We start from the raw sequence: 19,103 nt of genomic DNA on the forward strand, positions 1-19,103 counted from the left end.
GGGTCCCTGGTGCGTTGCGCGGCGGATGGGGTGGCCCCGGCGTACGGTCGGAGGCATGCGCATTGTCATCGCTGGTGGTCATGGTCAGATCGCGCTGCGGCTGGAGCGGCTGCTCGCCGCGCGCGGGGACGAGGCGGCGGGCATCATCCGTAAACCCGAACAGGCGGACGAACTGCGGCAGCTGGGTGCCGAACCGGTCGTGCTCGACCTGGAGTCGGCGTCGGTGGAGGAGGTCGCGGAGCGGCTGGAGGGCGCGGACGCGGCGGTGTTCGCGGCGGGCGCCGGGCCGGGCAGCGGTGCGGGCCGCAAGGAGACGGTGGACAAGGCGGCGGCGGTCCTCTTCGCCGACGCGGCCGTCCGCGCGGGCGTACGGCGTTTCGTGATCGTGTCGTCCATGGGCGCGGACCCGGCCCACGAGGGCGACGAGGTCTTCGACGTGTACCTGCGCGCCAAGGGCGAGGCGGACGCGTACGTGCGCGGTCTGGACGCCCTGGACTGGACGGTCCTGCGCCCTGGTCAGCTCACCAACGACGCCGGGACCGGCCTGGTCCGCCTGGAGGCCCACACGGGCCGCGGCCCGGTCCCGCGCGACGACGTGGCCGCCGTGCTGGCGGAGCTGGTGGACACCCCCGCGACGGCCGGTCTGACCCTGGAGCTGATCAGCGGCCCCGCGCCGGTGTCGGTGGCCGTGAAGTCGGTGGCCGGCAACTGAGCCGACCGGGCTAGAAGAGAGGCATCTGCCCCGGGAACTCCGGCACCACGTAGCCGTCCAGCGAGGGCTGTTCCGCACCGAGCCGGGCGTGCCTGCGCGACCCGGGACACGAGGTCAGTTCCCCGCTCCCCCGGGCGCCGGGCGGATCGTGCCGCGCGTACCGCCCGGCGACGACGGCGATCTCACGGCGGCACTCGGGACAGGAACGGCGACGGGACGACATGGGGCCAGTGTGCCCCGATGCCTCCGCCCGCGGACAGAAGGCGCCCGCGCACACGAAGAGACCCCCTCCGGACTGCGTTTCCGCAGTCCGGAGGGGGTCTTCCCCAGTGTGGCGGCGCCAGGATTCGAACCTGGGAAGGCTGAGCCGGCAGATTTACAGTCTGCTCCCTTTGGCCGCTCGGGCACACCGCCTGGGTCGCTGCCGTCGAACCGCTTTTCGGCGGTGCTCCGTGGCAACGACGTAAACAATACCCGATGGACAGGGGTGCTTCGCCACCCGATTGATCGCCACCCGGAGGCCGGGGGGTGACTAGGCTGGTCCGGATGCGGCCGGGGACCGATGCCGGGCTCGGGGGCCGCTTCACGTACGCCGGTACGCATCCGGTGCGCAGCCCGGTACGCACCCCGATACAAGGAGCCACAGGACATGGCCGACTCCAGTTTCGACATCGTCTCGAAGGTCGAGCGGCAGGAGGTCGACAACGCCCTCAACCAGACCGCCAAGGAGATCTCGCAGCGCTACGACTTCAAGGGCGTGGGTGCCTCGATCTCGTGGTCCGGGGAGAAGATCCTCATGGAGGCGAACTCCGAGGACCGGGTGAAGGCCGTCCTCGACGTCTTCCAGTCCAAGCTGATCAAGCGGGGCATCTCCCTGAAGGCCCTGGACGCGGGTGAGCCCCAGCTCTCGGGCAAGGAGTACAAGATCTTCGCGTCGATCGAGGAGGGCATCTCCCAGGACAACGCGAAGAAGGTCGCGAAGATCATCCGCGATGAGGGCCCGAAGGGCGTGAAGGCCCAGGTGCAGGGCGACGAGCTGCGGGTCAGCTCCAAGAGCCGCGACGACCTGCAGACCGTCATCGCGCTGCTCAAGGGCAAGGACTTCGACTTCGCCCTGCAGTTCGTGAACTACCGGTAGGTCCGGTCGGCCGGCCGGACCGGGGCCGGTGGCGTTCGCACACCGCATGGGCACGAGGCACGAGGAAGGGTGGGCACCTGCGTGGTGACCACCCTTCTCGCCTGCCGGCTGCGGCTCAGGGGCCGCCGCGCGCGGTGCGCGGTCAGTCGCGTGAGTGGCCGAACAGGATGCGGTAGGCGATCAGGAGGACCAGCGAGCCGCCGATCGCGGCGGCCCAGGTGGTGCCGTCGTAGAAGTCCTTGGTGATCGGGTGGTCGAGCCAACGCGCCGAGATCCAGCCGCCGATGAAGGCACCGGCGACGCCGATCAGCGTCGTGCCGATGAGGCCACCCGGGTCACGGCCGGGCAGCAGGAACTTCGCTATGGCTCCGGCCAACAGTCCCAGGATGATCCAGCCGATGATCGTCATGCCGTACACCTGCCCCTTTCCCGCTGTTCTCGCACCTTGAAAGACGCCGCGCGTGCACGCGCCGGTTGCGTGTGATCAGTAGGGTGCGGCCTCGTGACAGACACGTCCGGTCCCGCGCTGCGGCGCACGCTCGGCGTCGGCGATGCCGTGGTCATCGGTCTCGGCTCGATGGTGGGAGCCGGGATCTTCGCCGCCCTGGCTCCCGCCGCGCACACGGCCGGTTCCGGGCTGCTCCTCGGGCTGGCGGTCGCCGCCGTGGTCGCCTACTGCAACGCCATGTCGTCTGCGCGCCTCGCCGCCCGCTACCCGGCCTCGGGCGGCACGTACGTGTACGGGCGCGAGCGGCTCGGGGACTTCTGGGGGTACCTCGCGGGCTGGGCGTTCGTGGTCGGGAAGACGGCCTCCTGCGCGGCGATGGCCCTCACCGTGGGCGCGTACGTCTGGCCGGGGCAGGCGCACGCCGTGGCGGTGGCCGCCGTGGTGGCGTTGACCGCGGTGAACTACGGCGGTGTCCAGAAGTCCGCGTGGCTGACGCGGGCGATCGTAGGTGTGGTCCTGGCTGTCCTCGCTTCCGTGATGGTGGTGTGCCTGACGTCGGGGGAAGCCGAAGCCGGGCGGCTGGGCATCGGGGTCTCCGACGGTGCCGGCGGGGTGCTGCAGGCGGCCGGTCTGCTGTTCTTCGCCTTCGCCGGGTACGCCCGTATCGCGACCCTCGGCGAGGAGGTCCGGGACCCGGCGCGCACCATCCCCCGGGCGATCCCGCTGGCCCTGGGCATCGCGCTGGTCGTGTACGTGGCTGTCGCTGTGGCCGTCCTCTCGGTGCTGGGGTCGAAGGGGCTGGGCGACGCCACCGCGCCGCTCGCCGACGCGGTGCGGGCCGCCGGTGTTCCCGGGCTGGTGCCGGTGGTGCGGGTGGGGGCGGCGGTGGCCGCGCTGGGTTCGCTGCTCGCCCTGATCCTGGGGGTCTCGCGGACGACGCTGGCCATGGCCCGGGACCGGCATCTGCCGGGTGCCCTCGCCGCCGTGCATCCACGGTTCCAGGTGCCGCACCGGGCGGAACTGGCCGTGGGCGCGGTGGTCGCCGTCCTGGCCGCCACGGTGGATGTACGGGGCGCGATCGGGTTCTCCTCCTTCGGTGTGCTGACGTACTACGCGGTGGCCAACGCATCGGCCTGGACACTCGATCCACGGCCGGCGACGCGGGTGGTGCCGGCGGTGGGGCTCGCCGGGTGCCTGGTGCTGGCGTTCTCGCTGCCGTGGGTTTCGGTGGCCGTGGGCGCGGGGGTGCTGGTGGTGGGGGTGGCGGCTTACGGCGTGCGGCGGGGGTCGGGGGCGGGCGGTAGCAAGTAGCCGTGGCGGGAAACGGGTGGCCAGTAGCCGTGGCGAGCAGCGGGTGGGCGATAGCCGTGGCGAGCAGCGGGTGGGCGATAGCCGTGGCGAGCAGCGGGTGGGCGATAGCCGTGGCGGGTTCCGGGTGCGAGGTGAGGCGTGTTCGCAGGTGCGGCGGGTTCCCGGATGTGTCCGGTCCTTTCGAGCCTTGAGTTCCGGGGTGTTTTCCGGGGCGCCGCGGCGGCCTTCGCGGAGTCCGGTCAGGACACCGGCGCCGACGTCCCTCGGCCCGCGGAACCGGTCCAGGGGGCCAGGTCCGCCCCCTCGTTCTCCTCCTCGTACCAGCCCGTGCCCTGGATCCAGGAGCGGAGCCAGTCCGTGAGGCCGGGCGCGTCGAGGAACCAGGCGTGGTCGGGGTCGCCCGGGTTGGGTTCGAAGAGGAGGACGGTGGCCTGGGGCGAGCGGCAGTCGACACAGGCGTACATGCCGCAGCCCCAGTGGGATATGGGCAGCATTCCCTCGGGCCAGGGCCAGTCGGGGTCCTCGCGGCCGCTCTCTCGGTTGGCGAGGTACTGGGCCACGGCGGCGGGTTCACCGGAGGACGCGCTGTCCAGCAGGGGCAGCAATCCGTACTCGGGGCCGAATCCGCCGTCCGCTATGCGCAGATAGAGCTCGGCGAGCAGCGGGGGCAGGGTGAAGCCCAGCGTGGCCTCGGCGCGTGCCAGTGTGGCCGCGTCGATGGGCTCGGGGAGGGAAGGCCAGCCCCATGGGCGTGTGTTGCGGGCCTTTTCCGCCACCTGTGTCAGCAACAGCTCGTGCTCGGTCATGGGTTCATCATGCGGGCCGCCACTGACATCCGTGCGGGCCTGTGGACAACCTCCGGCTTGTGGACAACGCCCGGGTCATGACGTGACCGGCGGGGCGCCTCCCACCTCACCCGCGCTGTGTGAACGGCTGGTCCGTCCGCACGATTTCGCGGCCCAGCGGGAGCAGTGAGACCGGGATCAGCTTGAAGTTGGCGATGCCGAGCGGGATTCCGATGATCGTCACGCACAGGGCGATGCCGGTGACGATGTGGCCGAGCGCCAGCCACCAGCCCGCGAGGAGCAGCCACAGCACGTTGACGAGGAAGGACGGGGCCCCCGCGTCCCGGCGCTCGACCGTCGTGTACCCGAAGGGCCACAGGGCGTAGACGCCGATACGGAAGGCGGCGACACCGAAGGGGATGCCGATGACCGTGATGCAGAGCAGCACGCCCGCGAGCAGGTAGCCGAGGAACAGCCAGAAGCCGCTGAAGACGAGCCATATGAGATTCAGGATGGTCTTCACTGGTGACCTGCCATCTTCTCGAGCCGGGCGATGCGTTCCGCCATCGGCGGGTGGGTGGAGAACATCTTCGAGAGCCCCTGGCCCGGGCGGAACGGGTTGGCGATCATCATGTGGCTGGCCGTCTCGATGCGGGGCTCGGGGGGCAAGGGGAGCTGTCTGGTGCCGTGTTCCAGTTTGCGCAGGGCGCCGGCGAGGGCGAGGGGGTCGCCGGTGAGCTGGGCGCCGGAGGCGTCGGCCTCGTACTCCCGGGAGCGGCTGATGGCCAGCTGGATGAGGGACGCGGCGAGCGGGCCGAGGATCATGATCAGCAGCATGCCGAGGAGACCGGGGCCGTCGTCGTCGTCCGAGCGGCCGATCGGGATCAGCCAGGCGAAGTTGACCAGGAACATGATCACGGAGGCGAGGGCGCCGGCGACCGAGGAGATCAGGATGTCGCGGTTGTAGACATGGCTGAGCTCGTGGCCGATGACGCCGCGCAGCTCCCGCTCGTCGAGCAGGCGCAGGATGCCTTCGGTGCAGCACACGGCCGCGTTGCGCGGGTTGCGGCCGGTGGCGAAGGCGTTGGGGGCCTCGGTCGGGGAGATGTACAGGCGCGGCATGGGCTGGCGGGCCTGGGTGGAGAGGTCGCGGACCATGCGGTACAGCCCGGGGGCCTCGAACTCGCTCACCGGGCGGGCGCGCATCGCGCGCAGGGCCAGCTTGTCGCTGTTCCAGTACGCGTACGCGTTGGTGCCCAGTGCGATCAGGACGGCGACGACGAGCCCCATGCGGCCGAAGAAGCTGCCGATGACGATGATGAGTGCGGACAGTCCCCCGAGGAGGACTGCTGTCCTGAGCCCGTTGTGCCGGCGGTGCACGGTACGCCCTCCAAGTCGTGCGGCAGGGGGACCCTTGCTTGCTGATCTTCCTTCTGACCTGCGCTGCCCACTGGTCTCGTGGTGTCACGTCCAGTGGACCCTCCCGTACCGGTCAACGCCAGGCGAAGGGCACTAGTTCCCTTGTGCGCGCGGTGGCGCGTGTCAACCGTCCGGGTGACGGCCGTCCGGAGCGTCCCGGGTGGCACGCGCGCGTGCCCGAATGGGCGGTTTCTCAGAAGAGCCCGGTGCCGGTGAAGCGCAGGACCAGCTGGGGTGCGCCGGACAGGGCGATGCCGAGGACGCCGGTCAGGGCGAGGGCGGCGGTGAGGGGGGCGGGGAGCCGGTGTTTGACCGGTTCGCCCTCGGGGGCGCGGAACAGCAGGGCCGTCCACTGGAGGTAGTAGACCAGCGCGATGACGACGTTGACGGCCATGACGACGGCGAGCCAGCCGAGTCCGGCGTCGACGGCCGCGGAGAACACTGTGACCTTGGCGAAGAGGCCGATGACGCCCGGCGGGAGTCCGGCGAGGCAGAGCAGGAAGAAGCCCAGGAGGAGCGCTGTGAGGGGGTTGGAGGCGTAGAGGCCGCGGTAGTCGGCGACGCGGTTGAGGCGGTGCGCGCGGCCGACGAGGGCGGCCACGGCGAACGCGCCGAGGTTCACGGCGCCGTACATGAGGGCGTAGGCGACGGTGGAGCCGATCGACTTCTCGGCGTCGCCGGAGTACGCGGCGGCGGCGATCGGCACCAGGAGGTAGCCGGCCTGGCCGACGGACGACCAGGCGAGGAGGCGTACCGCGCTGTACGCGCGCGTGGCCTGCTGTCTGAGGGCGCCCACGTTGCCGACGGTCATGGTGAGGGCGGCCAGCGCGGCGAGCGCCGGACCCCAGACGTCGGCGTACGACGGGAGGGCGACGACGGTGACGAGGATCAGGCCGGAGAAACCGACCGCTTTGCCGATGACCGACAGGTAGGCGGCGATCGGCAGGGGGGCGCCCACGTAGGTGTCGGGGACCCAGAAGTGGAAGGGGACGGCGGCGGTCTTGAAGGCGAAGCCGATGAGGGTGAGGACGACACCGGTCTGGGTGAGGGTGTGGAGCTGCCCGTCGACGTTCTGGATGCGTTCGGCGACCAGGGTGAGGTGGAGGGTTCCGGTGGCGGCGTAGACGAAGCTGATGCCCAGCAGGCTGACGGCGGTGGCGGTGACGGAGGACAGGAAGAACTTCAGGGCCGCTTCGGAGGACTTCCGGTCGCCGTGCCTGAGGCCGACCAGGGCGAAGGCGGGCAGGGAGGCGACCTCCAGGGCGACGACGAGGGTCGCGAGGTCGCGGGAGGCGGGCAGGAGGGCGGCGCCGGCCGCGGAGGAGAGGAACAGGAACCAGTACTCGCCCTCGGGGAGCCGTTTGCCTTCGTCCTTCAGGGCGGTGACGGACAGGAGGGCGGTCAGGAGGGCGCCGCCGAGGACCAGGAACTGGATGACGAGGGTGAAACGGTCCGCGGTGTAGCTGCACACGCCTTCGTCGCCGACCAGGCAGAAGGTGCTGCGGTCCGCGTCGAGGAGGGGCAGCAGCAACAGTGTGGCGGCGGCGAGTCCGGCCACCGAGAGCCAGCCCAGGAGCGGTTTCCGCCTCTCGTCGACGAACAGGTCGGCGACGAGGACGACGAGTCCGACGACCGCCGTGATGGTGGGCGGCGCGATGGCCAGCCAGTCGACGGACTGGACGAGGGAGCTCATCGGGTGCCTCCTGCGAGGAGCTGCTGCACGGCCGGGTCGGTCAGTCCGAGGAGGGCCTTGGGCCAGAGGCCGGCGACGACGGTGAGGACGACGAGCGGGGTCCAGGCCGCGAATTCGTAGGAGCGCACGTCGGTGAGTTCCGGGGCGTCCTGGGGTGCGGCGCCCATGCAGACCCTGCGGACCACGACCAGCAGGTACGCGGCCGTCAGCAGGGTGCCGAAGGCGCCGATGGCCATGAAGGTGAGGAAGGCGGGGCGGCTGAGGCCTTCGGCGGGGTCGAAGGCGCCGAACAGGGCGAGCATCTCGCCCCAGAATCCGGCGAGGCCGGGCAGGCCGAGGGAGGCGACGGCGGCGAAGGCGAGCAGGCCGCCGAGGCGCGGGGCCTTGCCGTAGAGGGCGGCGCCGGTCTCCTTCGCGAGGGTGTCGAGGTCGGTGCTGCCGGTGCGGTCCTTGAGGGCGCCGACCAGGAAGAACAGCAGGCCGGTGATGAGGCCGTGGGCGATGTTGGCGAACAGGGCGCCGTTGACGCCGGTCGGGGTCATGGTCGCGACGCCGAGGAGGACGAAGCCCATGTGGCCGACGGAGGAGTAGGCGATGAGGCGTTTGAGGTCGCCCTTCGCGCCCCGCTTGGCGAGGGCCAGGCAGGCGAGGGATCCGTAGATGATGCCGACGACGGCGAACGCGGCGAGGTACGGCGCGAAGGTGCGGAAGCCGTCCGGCGCGGCGGGCAGCAGGATCCGTACGAACCCGTACGTGCCCATCTTCAGCAGGACACCGGCCAGCAGGACCGAGCCGACGGTCGGCGCGGCGGTGTGGGCGTCGGGCAGCCAGCTGTGCAGCGGCCACATCGGGGTCTTCACCGCGAGCCCGATCCCGACCGCCAGTACGGCGATGACCTGCACGGATGTGGTCAGGGACCGGCCGTTGTCAGTGGCGAGTGCCACCATGTCGAATGTGCCCGCCTTGATTCCGATCAGGAGCAGGCCGAGCAGCATGACCACGGAGCCGAGCAGCGTGTAGAGGATGAACTTCCAGGCGGCCTCGGCCCGGCCCTCGCCGCCCCAGCGGGCGATGAGGAAGTACATCGGGATGAGGACCGTCTCGAAGGCGAGGAAGAAGAGGATCAGGTCGAGGACGGCGAAGGTCGCGAGGGTGCCGGACTCGAGGACGAGCAGCAGGGCGACGAAGGCCTTCGGGGACGGGCCCGTGGGCGGCTTGAAGTACGAGTGGAGCGCGCAGAGGAAGGTCAGCAGCGCGGTCAGGACCAGGAGGGGGAGGGAGATGCCGTCGGTGCCGAGGTGGATGCGCACGTCCAGTGCGGGGATCCAGCTGATGTCGGTCGTGGCCTGCATCTTCGACGGCTGGTCGTGGTCGAAGCCGAGCGCGAGGACGATCGCCGCGATGAGGATCGCGCCGGTGACGGTCACGCCGTGGCGGAGCACCGCCTGGTCGGGTGACTTCCCCTTCAGTCCGGGCGGGGCCGGCAGGAGAGCGGCGGCGGCGCCGAGGAGCGGGCCGACGACGATCAATGCCAGAAGGAACTGCATCACGGACTCGTTGATATCGATCACGCCTGCTCACGCTCCCGTGGCGACGAGGACGACGGCGACCGCGAGGACGACGGTGCCGGCGAGCAGCGCGCTCACATAGGTCTGCAGATTGCCCGTCTGGGCCCGTCGTACGGCGGCGCCGAGCCAGCGGGGCAGCGTGCCCGCACCGCGTACGTAGGTCTCGACGACCTCGCGGTCGAGGAACCGCACGAGGCTCGCGCCGGCCCGGACCGGGCGGACGAAGAGGGTCGTGTACACGGCGTCCAGATGGAAGCCGGCGGCCGCGTGGCGGTGCAGCGGGCCGAGCAGCAGCCGTCCGGGGTCCGACGGATCGGGTGCGTACGCGATGTCTCCGTAGGCCGGTTCGTGGGTGGCGATGGCCTCCGCCTCGACCAGTCCGGCGTCGCCCTCGGGGTGGGCGGCGACGGCACCGAGGGGGACGCGGGCGGCAGCGTGTGCGGTGGTGTGCCGCCAGGTGGCGTAGGTGATGATGCCGCCGACCAGGGCCACGCCCGTGCCGAGCACGGAGGTGGTGAGCGTCGGGGTCAGGTCGTGGCCGTCGAACCAGTCGGGCAGTACGCGGAAGGCGAACCCGCCGAGCGCGAGGGACGGTACGGCGAGCACCCACAGCACCATGGTCATCGTCAGCGGCTGCCTGCCGTGGTCGGGCGCCTCGGTTCCGTACCCGCGGAAGGCCAGCAGCCACAGCCGCATCGCGTACGCGGCGGTCAGCAGGGCCATGACGAGGCCGGCGAGGAGGACGATCCAGCCCGCCGCGGCGGGAGCGTGTTCGGTGTGGCCGGTGACGACGTGTTCGGCGACGCCGAGGACGGCCTCCTTGGAGAAGAAGCCGCTGAACGGCGGGATCGCGGCGAGCGCGAGGAGCGCCACGGTCATCGTCCAGTAGGCGTCGGGGACCCGGTCCCGCAGATGGCCCATGCGGGTCATGGCGGCCAGTGAGTTGGTGCCGGCGGCGTGGATGATCACGCCGGCCGCGAGGAACAGCAGCGCCTTGAAGGCGCCGTGGGACAGGAGGTGGAAGACGGCGGCGCCGCGGTCGGCGACGGCGAGGGCGCCGGTCATGTAGCCGAGCTGGCCGATCGTCGAGTAGGCGAGGACACGTTTGATGTCGTCCTGGGCGAGCGCGGCGAGCGCCGAGCCGGCCATGGTCACGGCGGCCATGACGGCGAGGACGACCATCGCGGCCTGCGAGGCCTCGAAGAGCGGGAGGAGACGGGCGATGAAGTAGACACCGGCGGCGACCATGGTCGCGGCGTGGATCAGCGCGGAGACGGGGGTCGGGCCCGCCATCGCGTCGGGGAGCCAGGTGTGCAGCGGGAACTGCGCCGACTTGCCGGCCACGCCCGCCAGGAGCAGCAGGGCGATCAGCGTGGGGTGTTCGATGCCGCCGTTCGCGACGGCGCCGAGGATCCGGGTGATGCGGAAGGACCCGGCTTCGGTGGCCAGGGCGAACAGGCCGATGAGGAAGGGGACGTCGCCGAGCTTGGTGACCAGGAAGGCCTTGAGGGAGGCGGCGCGGGCCTCGGGGGTCTCCCAGTAGTGGCCGACGAGGAAGTAGGAGCAGATGCCCATGACTTCCCAGCCGACCAGCAGCACCATCAGGTCGCCGGAGTAGACGACCAGGAGCATCGCGGAGGTGAACAGGGAGACGAGGGCGGCGTAGGAGGGGTAGCGCGGGTCGTCGCGCAGGTAGCCCGTCGAGTAGATCTGCACGCAGCCGGCGACGACGGTGACCAGGACGGCGGTCAGCGCGGCGAAGCCGTCGATGTGCAGGGCGAGTTCGATCGGGACCGAGCCGGTGGGGGTGAGCTCGGTCGCGGCGTCGACGGCCTGGTCTCCGCCCTGGCGCCAGGCGACCGTGGCGGCCAGTGCGAGGGAGGTGAGCGTCGGCAGGACGGCGAGCGGGCGGACGAAGCCGGGGGCCGTGCGGCCCAGGAGCAGCCCGGCGAGCGCGCCGAGGAACGGGAGGAGGGGGACGAGGACGGCGAGGGTGGTCGTGGTCACGCGGTGGCCTCGGCCTTCTCGCCGGCCGCCCGGGGCGCGGGGGCTTCGCGGCCGGTGGCGTCGCTGTCGGGGCCGTCGGGTTCGTGGCCCTCGGCGGTGTCGCGGAGTTTGTCGATGTCCGAGGTGCCGCGGTTGCGGTACACGGCGAGGACGATCGCCAGACCGATGCCGATCTCGGCGGCGGCGATGGCGATGGTGAACAGGGTGAGGGCCTGGCCGGAGTGCAGGGTCTCCTCGGCGGTCCGGCTGAGCCAGACGTCGAAGGCGACCAGGTTCAGGTTGACGGCGTTGAGCATCAGCTCGACCGACATCAGGACGAGGATCGCGTTGCGGCGGGCGAGGACGCCGTACAGGCCGGTGCAGAAGAGGAGGGCGGACAGGACGGCGGGATAGGCGAGGTGCATCAGCGGGCCCCTTCCGTGTCGCGCCGGGTGTCCGTCGCGCCGGACGCGGCGTCGGCCTTCGCCTTGCGGGACAGGACGATCGCGCCGACGAGGGCGGCGAGGAGGAGGACGGAGAGGGCCTCGAAGGGGAGGACCCAGTGCTGGAAGAGACTCGCGCCGGTGACGTCCGTGGAGCCGGCGGGGGCGCCGTCCAGGTCGATCCAAGTGGTGCGGAAGGCGTCGACGACGACCCACACCAGGGCGGCCGCGGCGGCGACGGCCACGGCGAGGGCGACCCAGCGGTTGCCGGAGTCGGCGTCCGGTGAGCGGCCGATGGGGGCCCTGGTGAGCATCAGCCCGAACAGGAGGAGGACGACGACGGAACCGACATAGATGAGGACCTGCACCCAGGCGATGAACTCGGCGGTGAGCAGGAGGTATTCGACGGCGAGGCCGCCGAGGGCCACCACCAGCCACAGGGCGGCGTGCACCAGCTGCCGGGTGGTGACGGTGATGACGGCGGCCCCGAAGGTGACCAGGCCGACGAGGAGGAAGGCGATCTCCACGCCGGTCGGGGAGAGGAAGCCGTGCGTCCCGGCGGCGGTGGTGGTGGTCGTGGCGTGCGCGGCCGTTCCCGCCGCTGCGGCGAGGATCACGACTCCTCCTCCTGCGGTTCGGCCTGGGCGGCGGCGAGCTTGTCGGCGGTCTTGCGGGCGGCGGCGAGTTCCTTCGGCTCCTCGGCGCCGGGGTCGAGGGCGGGCGGGGCCGGGACGGTCCACATCCACTCGCGGAGCTTGTCGCGCTCGTGGGTGAGGTCGCGGATGTCGGTCTCGGCGTACTCGAACTCCGGGGACCAGAACAGGGCGTCGAAGGGACAGACCTCGATGCAGATACCGCAGTACATGCACAGGGAGAAGTCGATGGCGAAGCGGTCGAGGACGTTGCGGCTGCGTTCGCGGCCGCCGGGGGTCGCCGCCGGGACCGTCTCCTTGTGGGAGTCGATGTAGATGCACCAGTCCGGGCACTCGCGGGCGCACAGCATGCAGACCGTGCAGTTCTCCTCGAACAGGCCGATCACACCGCGGGTGCGGGGCGGGAGGTCGGGCTGGGTGTCCGGGTAGGGGGCGGTGACGGACTTCTTCGTCATCGTCCGCAGGGTGACGGCCAGGCCCTTGGCCAGGCCGGAGCCGGGGATGGGAGCCATGGTTACCGGATCACCACCTTCACGATGCCGGTGAGGGCGATCTGGGCGAGGGAGAGGGGGACGAGGAGGGTCCAGGAGAGCTTCTGGAGCTGGTCCTCGCGCAGTCGGGGGTAGGTGACGCGGAGCCAGATGACGACGAAGGCGAGGACCGCGGTCTTCAGCAGGGTCCAGACCCAGCCGAGCCCGTCGGCGCCCCAGGGGCCGTGCCAGCCGCCCAGGAACAGGACGGTGGTCAGACCGCACAGGACGACGATCCCGGCGTACTCGGCGAGGAGGAACAGGGCGAAGCGCAGGCCGGTGTACTCGGTGTACGCGCCGAAGATGATCTCCGAGTCGGCGACCGGCATGTCGAAGGGCGGGCGCTGGAGTTCGGCGAGGCCGGCGACGAAGAAGACGAGCGCGCCGGTGATCTGCCAGGGCAGCCACCACCACTCGAACGCGTCGAGGATGCCGACGAGGGAGACGGTGCCGGCCGCCATCGCCACGGAGGCGGCGGTGAGCAGCATCGGGAGTTCGTAGGCGAGGAGCTGGGCGGCGGTGCGCAGGCCGCCGAGGAGGGAGAACTTGTTGGCGGAGGCCCAGCCGGCCATGAGCGAGCCGAGGACGCCGACGCCCATGACGGCGAGGACGAAGAACACGCCCGCGTCGATCACCTGGCCGACCGCGCCCTCGCCCGGGCCGATCGGGATGGCCAGCAGGACGAGGAGGTACGGCAGGAGGGCGACGGCGGGGGCGAGCTGGAAGATACGGCGGTCCGCGCCGGCCGGGACCACGTCCTCCTTCTGCGCGAACTTCACGCCGTCGGCGATGAGCTGGGCCCAGCCGTGGAAACCGCCTGCGTACATCGGGCCGAGGCGGCCCTGCATGTGGGCCATCACCTTGTGCTCGGTCTGACCCACGATCAGGGGGAAGGTGAGGAAGACGACGAACACGACCAGGAGTCGCAGGGCGACGTCGAGCACGTCGTTCACCGCGGGCCTCCTGAGGGGTCTTCGGGGGTGGGGGTCCCGGGGCCGCTTCCGGTCTCGGGGCCGGTCTCGGGGCCGGGCTCGGGGTCCGCGTCGGCACCGGCCTCGGGGGCAGGTTCTCGGACCGGCCCGGTTCCCGACTTGGCGGTGCCTTCGGGTTCCGAGCCGGTCTCGGGAACCGCCTCGGCCTCGCGGGCCGGTCCGCGAGCCGACTCGGGCTCGCCTTCGGGTTCCGAGCCGGTCTCGGGGACCGACCTGGAGCCGGTGTCGGCGTCGGCTTCGGCTTCGGGCTCCGATCCGGTGTCCGGAGCCACGTCCCCTCGGGCCTCGCGGCCCGGGCCGGCATCGGGCTTCGCCTCCGCTTCTGCCTCCGCCTCGGGCTGGGCGAAGGCGGGGCGGGCGTGGTGCCAGGGGGCGTCCGGGCTGCGGGGAGCGGCGGGAAGCTTCTGGTCCCGGCGGTCATCGGTGGGCACGGGGGCGGATTCGTCGCCCGCTGCCGCGGGTTCGCCGGACGACTCCGGAGCCCCCGACGCGGCGCGCAGGCTCGCGGACCCCTCGGACGCGGTACGCGCCCGGCGGGGGCCGCCGGCCGCGGAGGCACCGGAACGCTGCGACGCCGACCCTTCACTCGCGCTCCGCGCACGTCGTGCGGGGGCAGCGCTCGTCTCGGACGGAGCAGCCGGCTCGGGACGCACCTCCGCCGCCTGGCTCGTGGAGCCTTCCGCCGCCGTGCGGGTGCGGCGGGGTGGGGTCGCGGGCTGGGCAGGCGCCTCCGGGGTGGCCGACTGGCTCGCGGAACCCTCCGCCGCCGTACGGGTACGGCGCGGGCGGTCTCCTGTTGCTCGTGTCGCGCCTGCCGCCGTTCTGCCCGTGCCTCGGGCCGGGCGGGCCGGGGCCGGGGGGAGCTGGCCCTTGAGGGGGCCCCATTCGTTGGGGTCGGGGACGCCGGGAGGGAGCATCTGGCGGCGCTTGGGGCCGCCGTGCTCGGATTCGCCGGGCTCCTTGGCGCCGGGCCAGGCCTTGGCGACCCGGGCCGCGAGGACGAAGTCCTTGCGCAGGGGGTGGCCCTCGAAACCGTCCGGCAGGAGCAGGTGGTCCAGGCCCGGGTGGCCCGTGAAGTCGACGCCGAACATCTCGTGCGTCTCGCGTTCGTGCCACGCGGCACCCGCGTAGACGTCCACGGCGGAGGGCAGCGTGGGGGCCTCGTGCGGCACCGTGGTGCGCAGCAGCAGGCGCCGTACCGGGGCCAGGGCGGCGACGTGCGCGGTGACGCGGAACCCGGTGCCGGGTTCGTCGACCGCGCTCAGCCAGTCGAAGAAGGTGCAGCCGACCCGGTCGCGCGCGGCCTCCAGCGCGGTGATCCAGGAGGCGGGCGGTACGTCGACGGTCAGGACGCCGTACGACTCCTCCGCCGTGGCCTCCGTACCGAACAGTTCCTCGGCGTCGGCGGGGAGCCAGCCGACCGCGGTCATCGGCCCTCCCCCTCACCGGACGGCGCCGGAGGCCGGACCAGCCCGCTCTGCAGCGCCGCCGCCGACGGCCGCCCCCCGCCGGAAGCGGACCCGTACCGCTCCCCCAGCGACTCCCGTGCGATCTTCTCCTGGAGTTTCAGGATCCCCTGGAGCAGCGCCTCGGGCCGGGGCGGGCAGCCGGGGACGTAGACGTCGACCGGGATGATCTGGTCCACGCCCTTGGTGACGGAGTAGGAGTCCCAGTACGGGCCGCCGCAGTTGCTGCACGCGCCGAAGGAGATGACGTACTTGGGCTCGGGCATCTGCTCGTACAGGCGCTTCACCGCGGGCGCCATCTTGTCCGTGACCGTGCCGGAGACGACCATCAGGTCGGCCTGGCGCGGCCCCGGCGCGAAGGGGATGACGCCGAGGCGGATGAAGTCGTGGCGGGCCATCGACGCGGCGATGAACTCGATCGCGCAGCAGGCGAGGCCGAAGTTGAAGACCCACAGCGAGTAGCGGCGGCCCCAGTTGAGGACCACCTTCATCGGCTCGGGTGCCAGCCGGGCGAGCGCGCCGAGCCTCTTCGGTTCCGGAAGCAGGACGGGCTCGGGGGCGGCAGGGTTCACGTCCATGTCAGGACGCCCTTCTTGTATGCGTACAGCAGTCCCACGGCGAGGAAGCCGAGGAAGATGAACATCTCCACGAGGGTGGTCGCGCCGTAGCCGTCGGCGGCGAAGACGGTCGCCCAGGGGAAGAGGAAGATCGAGTCGACGGCGAAGATCACGTAGAGGAAGGCGTAGACGTAGTAGCGGACCTGGGTGTGGGCCCAGCCCTCGCCGACGGGGTCGACTCCGCACTCGTACGTCAGGAGCTTCTCGGGGGTGGGGACCACCGGCCGCAGCAGGCGTCCCGCCCCGAAGGCGACGGCGACGAACAGCAGGCCGACGACGGCGAGCAGTCCGACGACCGAGTAGGACTGGAAGTAGTCCGCCGCGACGACGGTCGTTTCCCGCACGTCCGCCCCTCACTCCCTTGATCGGCGCCCTGGCTCATGCCTGTGCCGTGCCCTTGATCCGTGCCGGTGAACGTCACGGTTCGACGATCTGTACGCACGGGAGTCTAGGCCCTTATAAATGCACCGTAAGCAGCCCGTCACCGCTCGGCATGCGGGGGTGGGGTTTTCCTCAGTGCATCCTGGCGGTCCACCTCATGGCGCCCGCCCCTCGGCTCCGGGCACGCTTGTGCCCATGACCGAACCATTCCCGAATCCGGGCACGCCCGTGACGGCACTCCCGGAGCCGGCCGAGCGCGGCGACCGCCCGCCACCGGCCCGTTTCGCGTACGACGCGCACACCTGGAAGGAGATCGCCCACCTCCTGGCGAACCTGCCGGTGTCGCTGGCCGGTTTCGTCTACACGGTGACCATGCTGTTCACCGGCGTGGGGCTGACCGTCACGGTGATCGGGTTCCCGCTGCTCGCGCTCGGGCTGATGGGTTCCCGGCTGCTGGGCAGGATGGAGCGGGCGCGGGCCAGGAAGCTGCTCGGGGTGCGGGTGGAGGAGCCGAGCCGGCTGCCGGTGCGCGGCCCCGACGGGTTCTGGCCGCAGTTGTGGATGGCGGTCAAGGACCCGGTGGGCTGGCGCACCGTCCTGTACGAGCTCATACGGCTGCCGTGGGGCATCCTCACCTTCGTCGTCACGCTGACCGGTCTGTTCGTGCTGTGGCCGGTGCTGCCGTTCATCGTGCGGGGCCTGGCCAACGCCGACCGGGCGATGGTGCGCGGCCTGCTGTCGCCCTCCGACGAACTGGAGCGGCGCATCGCCGAACTGGAGTCGGACCGCGGGGTCGTGGTGGACACGGCGGCGGCGGACCTGCGGCGCATCGAGCGCGATCTGCACGACGGGGCGCAGGCCCGGCTGGTCAATCTGGCGATGGGGCTGGGTCTGGCCAAGGAGAAGCTGCTGGAGGATCCCGACGCCGCGGCGTCGATGGTCGACGAGGCGCACGGCGAGGTGAAGCTGGCGTTGCAGGAGCTGAGGGATCTCGCCCGGGGCATCCATCCCGCGGTCCTGACCGACCGGGGTCTGGACGCGGCGCTGTCCTCGGTCGCCTCGCGCTGCACGGTGCCGGTGAAGGTGACGGTCGACCTGGACGAGCGGCCGGCCGCCGCCATCGAGGGCATCGCCTACTTCACCGTCTCGGAGCTGCTGCAGAACGTCAGCAAGCACAGCCGGGCCCGGTCGGCCGCAGTGGACGTGTGGCGGTCGGAGGGGCGGCTGCTCATACAGGTGTGGGACGACGGGCGCGGGGGCGCGAGCCTCGACGGCGGGACGGGTATGCGGGGTCTCGCCGACCGGTTGGGCGCGGTGGACGGTCTGTTCGTCGTGGAGTCGCCGGAGGGCGGTCCGACGACGGTGACGGCCGAGCTGCCGTGGCGGGACCGTTCCGGTGCCCTGGCCGAGGGCCCGGGCAGGGCCAAGAGGGCGTCCAAGGAGGCGTCCGTCCGCGGCCGGGGGTAGGGAAAACCCCCCGCCCAAGACTGCGACGGACTCCATGGTCCGCCGACCTGCGGCGGACCAGTCTGGAGGTACGACAGCACAGCCGCCGGACGAGGAGAAGGACGACGCCGATGAGCACGGAGTACGGACAGGGCTACGGGCTCCCCACGGAGTCCGGGTATCCCGGGCACACCGAGGGACGGCGGCACCGGCTGCCGGCCGCGCTGCGGGCGCCGGTCGAGGGGCGCACCTGGCGCGAGCTGGGGTATGTGCTGCTGAGCCTGCCGATCAGCGTTCTGCTGTTCACCTACGCGATCACGATGGTGTCGCTGGGGGCGGGCCTGCTGGTGACGTTCCTCGGCGTCCCGGTGCTGGCGGCGGCGCTCGCCGGCTGCCGCGGGTTCGGGGCGGTGGAGCGGGCGCGGGCACGAGGGCTGCTGGGGCTGGAGGTGGCCGAGCCGGAGCCGCTGCGGATGAAGCGGCAGGGGTTCATGGCGTGGACCGGGGCCGTGCTCAAGAGCGGCGCCTCCTGGCGGGCCCTGCTGTACGCGGTGCTGCAGCTGCCGTGGGCGGTGCTCTCCTTCGTCGTCACCGTGACCGTCTGGTCGGTGGGCTGGTCGCTGCTGACGTATCCGCTGTGGTTCTGGGTCTTCCCGATGCACGCCGGGCAGGACGGCATACAGCTGTACGGCGACGAGCATCACCGGATCTACCTGGACAACCCGTTCGAGATCACGGTGACCGCGGGAGTGGGTCTGCTGTTCACCCTCGCCACGCCGTGGATCGTGCGGGCGCTGACGATGGTGGACCGGGTGATGGTGCACGGACTGCTCGGACCGTCCCGGCTGGCCACGCGGGTGGTGGAGCTGGAGTCGGACCGCGGGGTCGTGGTGGACACGGCGGCGGCGGACCTGCGGCGCATCGAGCGCGATCTGCACGACGGGGCGCAGGCCCGGCTGGTGGCTCTGGCCATGGATCTGGGGCTGGCGAAGGAGAAGCTGCGGGAGGATCCGCAGGTCGCGGCGCGGATGGTGGACGAGGCGCACGGCGAGGTGAAGACGGCGCTGCAGGAGTTGCGGGACCTGGCCCGCGGCATCCACCCGGCGGTCCTCACCGACCGGGGGCTGGACGCGGCGCTGTCCTCGGTCGCCTCGCGGTGCACGGTGCCGGTGCAGGTGGAGGTGGACCTGACGGAGCGGCCCGCGCCGGCCATCGAGGGCATCGCCTACTTCACGGTCTCGGAGCTGCTGCAGAACATCAGCAAGCACTCGCGGGCGACCTGGGCGGCCGTGGAGGTGTGGCGGACGGAGAACCGGCTGATGCTCCAGGTCGTGGACAACGGCGTGGGCGGCGCCGATGTGTCCGGGGGTTCCGGACTGGCCGGGCTGGCGGAGCGGCTGGACGCGGTGGACGGGATCCTGGTGGTGGACTCCCCCGCGGGCGGCCCGACGCGGGTGACCGCCGAACTGCCCTGGCGGGCGGAGCGGACACGATGAGAACGGGCTGAGACCGGCA

The 19,103-nt window shown here is 71.7% G+C and carries 20 protein-coding genes and 1 tRNA gene; 5 read left to right on the forward strand and 16 right to left on the reverse strand.

The features are described from left to right. Positions 1–55: 55 nt before the first annotated feature. The gene (locus tag AMK33_RS12160) at positions 56–712 is read left to right on the forward strand and encodes an NAD(P)H-binding protein (protein WP_073932797.1); all 657 of its coding nucleotides are present in this window, start codon (positions 56–58) and stop codon (positions 710–712) included. Between the two features lie 10 nt (positions 713–722). Here the strand turns inward: AMK33_RS12160 and AMK33_RS12165 are convergent, their stop codons facing one another. Next, positions 723–935, reverse strand: a complete 213-nt coding sequence (locus AMK33_RS12165) for a hypothetical protein (RefSeq protein WP_073932798.1) — start codon at positions 933–935, stop codon at positions 723–725. Between the two features lie 109 nt (positions 936–1,044). After that, positions 1,045–1,126: transfer RNA gene (locus AMK33_RS12170), tRNA-Tyr, on the reverse strand. A 235-nt stretch (positions 1,127–1,361) separates the two neighbouring features. On the opposite strand from AMK33_RS12170, the gene AMK33_RS12175 reads away from it, so the two are divergent. After that, positions 1,362–1,850: a YajQ family cyclic di-GMP-binding protein gene (locus AMK33_RS12175; RefSeq protein ID WP_030823445.1), complete on the forward strand. Its 489-nt coding sequence runs from the start codon at positions 1,362–1,364 to the stop codon at positions 1,848–1,850. A gap of 142 nt (positions 1,851–1,992) precedes the next feature. On the opposite strand, the gene AMK33_RS12180 is transcribed toward AMK33_RS12175, so the two are convergent. Then, a complete protein-coding gene (locus AMK33_RS12180; protein WP_073933046.1) occupies positions 1,993–2,259 on the reverse strand; it encodes a GlsB/YeaQ/YmgE family stress response membrane protein in 267 nt (88 codons plus the stop codon). A 93-nt stretch (positions 2,260–2,352) separates the two neighbouring features. On the opposite strand from AMK33_RS12180, the gene AMK33_RS12185 reads away from it, so the two are divergent. After that, positions 2,353–3,609 carry an APC family permease gene (locus AMK33_RS12185; RefSeq protein WP_073932799.1) on the forward strand — a complete coding sequence of 419 codons (1,257 nt, stop codon included), beginning with the start codon at positions 2,353–2,355 and terminating at the stop codon, positions 3,607–3,609. Positions 3,610–3,848: 239 nt separating this feature from the next. On the opposite strand, the gene AMK33_RS12190 is transcribed toward AMK33_RS12185, so the two are convergent. The 13 genes from AMK33_RS12190 to AMK33_RS12250 form a co-directional block, all read right to left on the reverse strand. Beyond that, positions 3,849–4,415 carry an SMI1/KNR4 family protein gene (locus tag AMK33_RS12190; RefSeq protein ID WP_073932800.1) on the reverse strand — a complete coding sequence of 189 codons (567 nt, stop codon included), beginning with the start codon at positions 4,413–4,415 and terminating at the stop codon, positions 3,849–3,851. A 106-nt stretch (positions 4,416–4,521) separates the two neighbouring features. Then, a complete protein-coding gene (locus AMK33_RS12195) occupies positions 4,522–4,917 on the reverse strand; it encodes a YccF domain-containing protein (RefSeq protein WP_073932801.1) in 396 nt (131 codons plus the stop codon). Then, positions 4,914–5,774, reverse strand: coding sequence for a zinc metalloprotease HtpX (htpX, locus tag AMK33_RS12200; RefSeq protein WP_073932802.1), 861 nt, complete (start codon positions 5,772–5,774; stop codon positions 4,914–4,916). Before htpX ends, AMK33_RS12195 begins: the two co-directional genes overlap by 4 nt. Positions 5,775–6,006: 232 nt before the next feature. Then, positions 6,007–7,506, reverse strand: a complete 1,500-nt coding sequence (locus tag AMK33_RS12205) for an NADH-quinone oxidoreductase subunit N (RefSeq protein WP_073932803.1) — start codon at positions 7,504–7,506, stop codon at positions 6,007–6,009. After that, positions 7,503–9,077, reverse strand: a complete 1,575-nt coding sequence (locus AMK33_RS12210; protein ID WP_073932804.1) for a complex I subunit 4 family protein — start codon at positions 9,075–9,077, stop codon at positions 7,503–7,505. Before AMK33_RS12210 ends, AMK33_RS12205 begins: the two co-directional genes overlap by 4 nt. A gap of 6 nt (positions 9,078–9,083) precedes the next feature. Further along, positions 9,084–11,081 carry an NADH-quinone oxidoreductase subunit 5 family protein gene (locus AMK33_RS12215; protein ID WP_073932805.1) on the reverse strand — a complete coding sequence of 666 codons (1,998 nt, stop codon included), beginning with the start codon at positions 11,079–11,081 and terminating at the stop codon, positions 9,084–9,086. Continuing rightward, a complete protein-coding gene (gene nuoK, locus AMK33_RS12220; protein WP_073932806.1) occupies positions 11,078–11,485 on the reverse strand; it encodes an NADH-quinone oxidoreductase subunit NuoK in 408 nt (135 codons plus the stop codon). Before nuoK ends, AMK33_RS12215 begins: the two co-directional genes overlap by 4 nt. Continuing rightward, the gene (locus AMK33_RS12225) at positions 11,485–12,120 is read right to left on the reverse strand and encodes an NADH-quinone oxidoreductase subunit J family protein (protein ID WP_073932807.1); all 636 of its coding nucleotides are present in this window, start codon (positions 12,118–12,120) and stop codon (positions 11,485–11,487) included. The genes nuoK and AMK33_RS12225 overlap by 1 nt, the downstream gene beginning before the upstream one ends. After that, entirely contained in the window at positions 12,117–12,668 is a 552-nt protein-coding gene (locus AMK33_RS12230) for a NuoI/complex I 23 kDa subunit family protein (protein WP_073932808.1), read from the reverse strand. Before AMK33_RS12230 ends, AMK33_RS12225 begins: the two co-directional genes overlap by 4 nt. A 2-nt stretch (positions 12,669–12,670) precedes the next feature. Next, positions 12,671–13,639, reverse strand: coding sequence for a complex I subunit 1/NuoH family protein (locus AMK33_RS12235; RefSeq protein WP_073932809.1), 969 nt, complete (start codon positions 13,637–13,639; stop codon positions 12,671–12,673). Beyond that, on the reverse strand, positions 13,636–15,108 hold the full coding sequence (locus AMK33_RS12240; protein WP_073932810.1) for an NADH-quinone oxidoreductase subunit C: 1,473 nt from the start codon (positions 15,106–15,108) through the stop codon (positions 13,636–13,638). The genes AMK33_RS12235 and AMK33_RS12240 overlap by 4 nt, the downstream gene beginning before the upstream one ends. Continuing rightward, positions 15,105–15,722, reverse strand: a complete 618-nt coding sequence (locus AMK33_RS12245) for an NADH-quinone oxidoreductase subunit B (RefSeq protein WP_073932811.1) — start codon at positions 15,720–15,722, stop codon at positions 15,105–15,107. Before AMK33_RS12245 ends, AMK33_RS12240 begins: the two co-directional genes overlap by 4 nt. Beyond that, a complete protein-coding gene (locus tag AMK33_RS12250; protein ID WP_030860845.1) occupies positions 15,713–16,105 on the reverse strand; it encodes an NADH-quinone oxidoreductase subunit A in 393 nt (130 codons plus the stop codon). Before AMK33_RS12250 ends, AMK33_RS12245 begins: the two co-directional genes overlap by 10 nt. A gap of 232 nt (positions 16,106–16,337) precedes the next feature. On the opposite strand from AMK33_RS12250, the gene AMK33_RS12255 reads away from it, so the two are divergent. Together AMK33_RS12255 and AMK33_RS12260 are read left to right on the forward strand one after the other, a co-directional pair. Further along, positions 16,338–17,609, forward strand: coding sequence for a sensor histidine kinase (locus tag AMK33_RS12255; protein WP_073932812.1), 1,272 nt, complete (start codon positions 16,338–16,340; stop codon positions 17,607–17,609). Positions 17,610–17,719: 110 nt separating this feature from the next. Further along, positions 17,720–19,084 carry a sensor histidine kinase gene (locus AMK33_RS12260; RefSeq protein ID WP_073932813.1) on the forward strand — a complete coding sequence of 455 codons (1,365 nt, stop codon included), beginning with the start codon at positions 17,720–17,722 and terminating at the stop codon, positions 19,082–19,084. Positions 19,085–19,103: the final 19 nt, after the last annotated feature.

The sequence above is a fragment of the Streptomyces sp. CB02400 genome (assembly GCF_001905725.1).
In the GTDB taxonomy this organism is placed as follows: domain Bacteria; phylum Actinomycetota; class Actinomycetes; order Streptomycetales; family Streptomycetaceae; genus Streptomyces; species Streptomyces atrovirens.

What these genes read in the sequence shown, in the direction of transcription:
- AMK33_RS12160 (WP_073932797.1), top strand. Translation starts at nt 56, where the DNA reads ATGCGCATTGTCATCGCTGGTGGTCATGGTCAGATCGCGCTGCGGCTG.
- AMK33_RS12165 (WP_073932798.1), bottom strand. Translation starts at nt 935, where the DNA reads ATGTCGTCCCGTCGCCGTTCCTGTCCCGAGTGCCGCCGTGAGATCGCC.
- AMK33_RS12175 (WP_030823445.1), top strand. Translation starts at nt 1,362, where the DNA reads ATGGCCGACTCCAGTTTCGACATCGTCTCGAAGGTCGAGCGGCAGGAG.
- AMK33_RS12180 (WP_073933046.1), bottom strand. Translation starts at nt 2,259, where the DNA reads ATGACGATCATCGGCTGGATCATCCTGGGACTGTTGGCCGGAGCCATA.
- AMK33_RS12190 (WP_073932800.1), bottom strand. Translation starts at nt 4,415, where the DNA reads ATGACCGAGCACGAGCTGTTGCTGACACAGGTGGCGGAAAAGGCCCGC.
- AMK33_RS12205 (WP_073932803.1), bottom strand. Translation starts at nt 7,506, where the DNA reads ATGAGCTCCCTCGTCCAGTCCGTCGACTGGCTGGCCATCGCGCCGCCC.
- nuoK (WP_073932806.1), bottom strand. Translation starts at nt 11,485, where the DNA reads ATGCACCTCGCCTATCCCGCCGTCCTGTCCGCCCTCCTCTTCTGCACC.
- AMK33_RS12230 (WP_073932808.1), bottom strand. Translation starts at nt 12,668, where the DNA reads ATGGCTCCCATCCCCGGCTCCGGCCTGGCCAAGGGCCTGGCCGTCACC.
- AMK33_RS12240 (WP_073932810.1), bottom strand. Translation starts at nt 15,108, where the DNA reads ATGACCGCGGTCGGCTGGCTCCCCGCCGACGCCGAGGAACTGTTCGGT.
- AMK33_RS12245 (WP_073932811.1), bottom strand. Translation starts at nt 15,722, where the DNA reads ATGGACGTGAACCCTGCCGCCCCCGAGCCCGTCCTGCTTCCGGAACCG.
- AMK33_RS12255 (WP_073932812.1), top strand. Translation starts at nt 16,338, where the DNA reads ATGACCGAACCATTCCCGAATCCGGGCACGCCCGTGACGGCACTCCCG.
- AMK33_RS12260 (WP_073932813.1), top strand. Translation starts at nt 17,720, where the DNA reads ATGAGCACGGAGTACGGACAGGGCTACGGGCTCCCCACGGAGTCCGGG.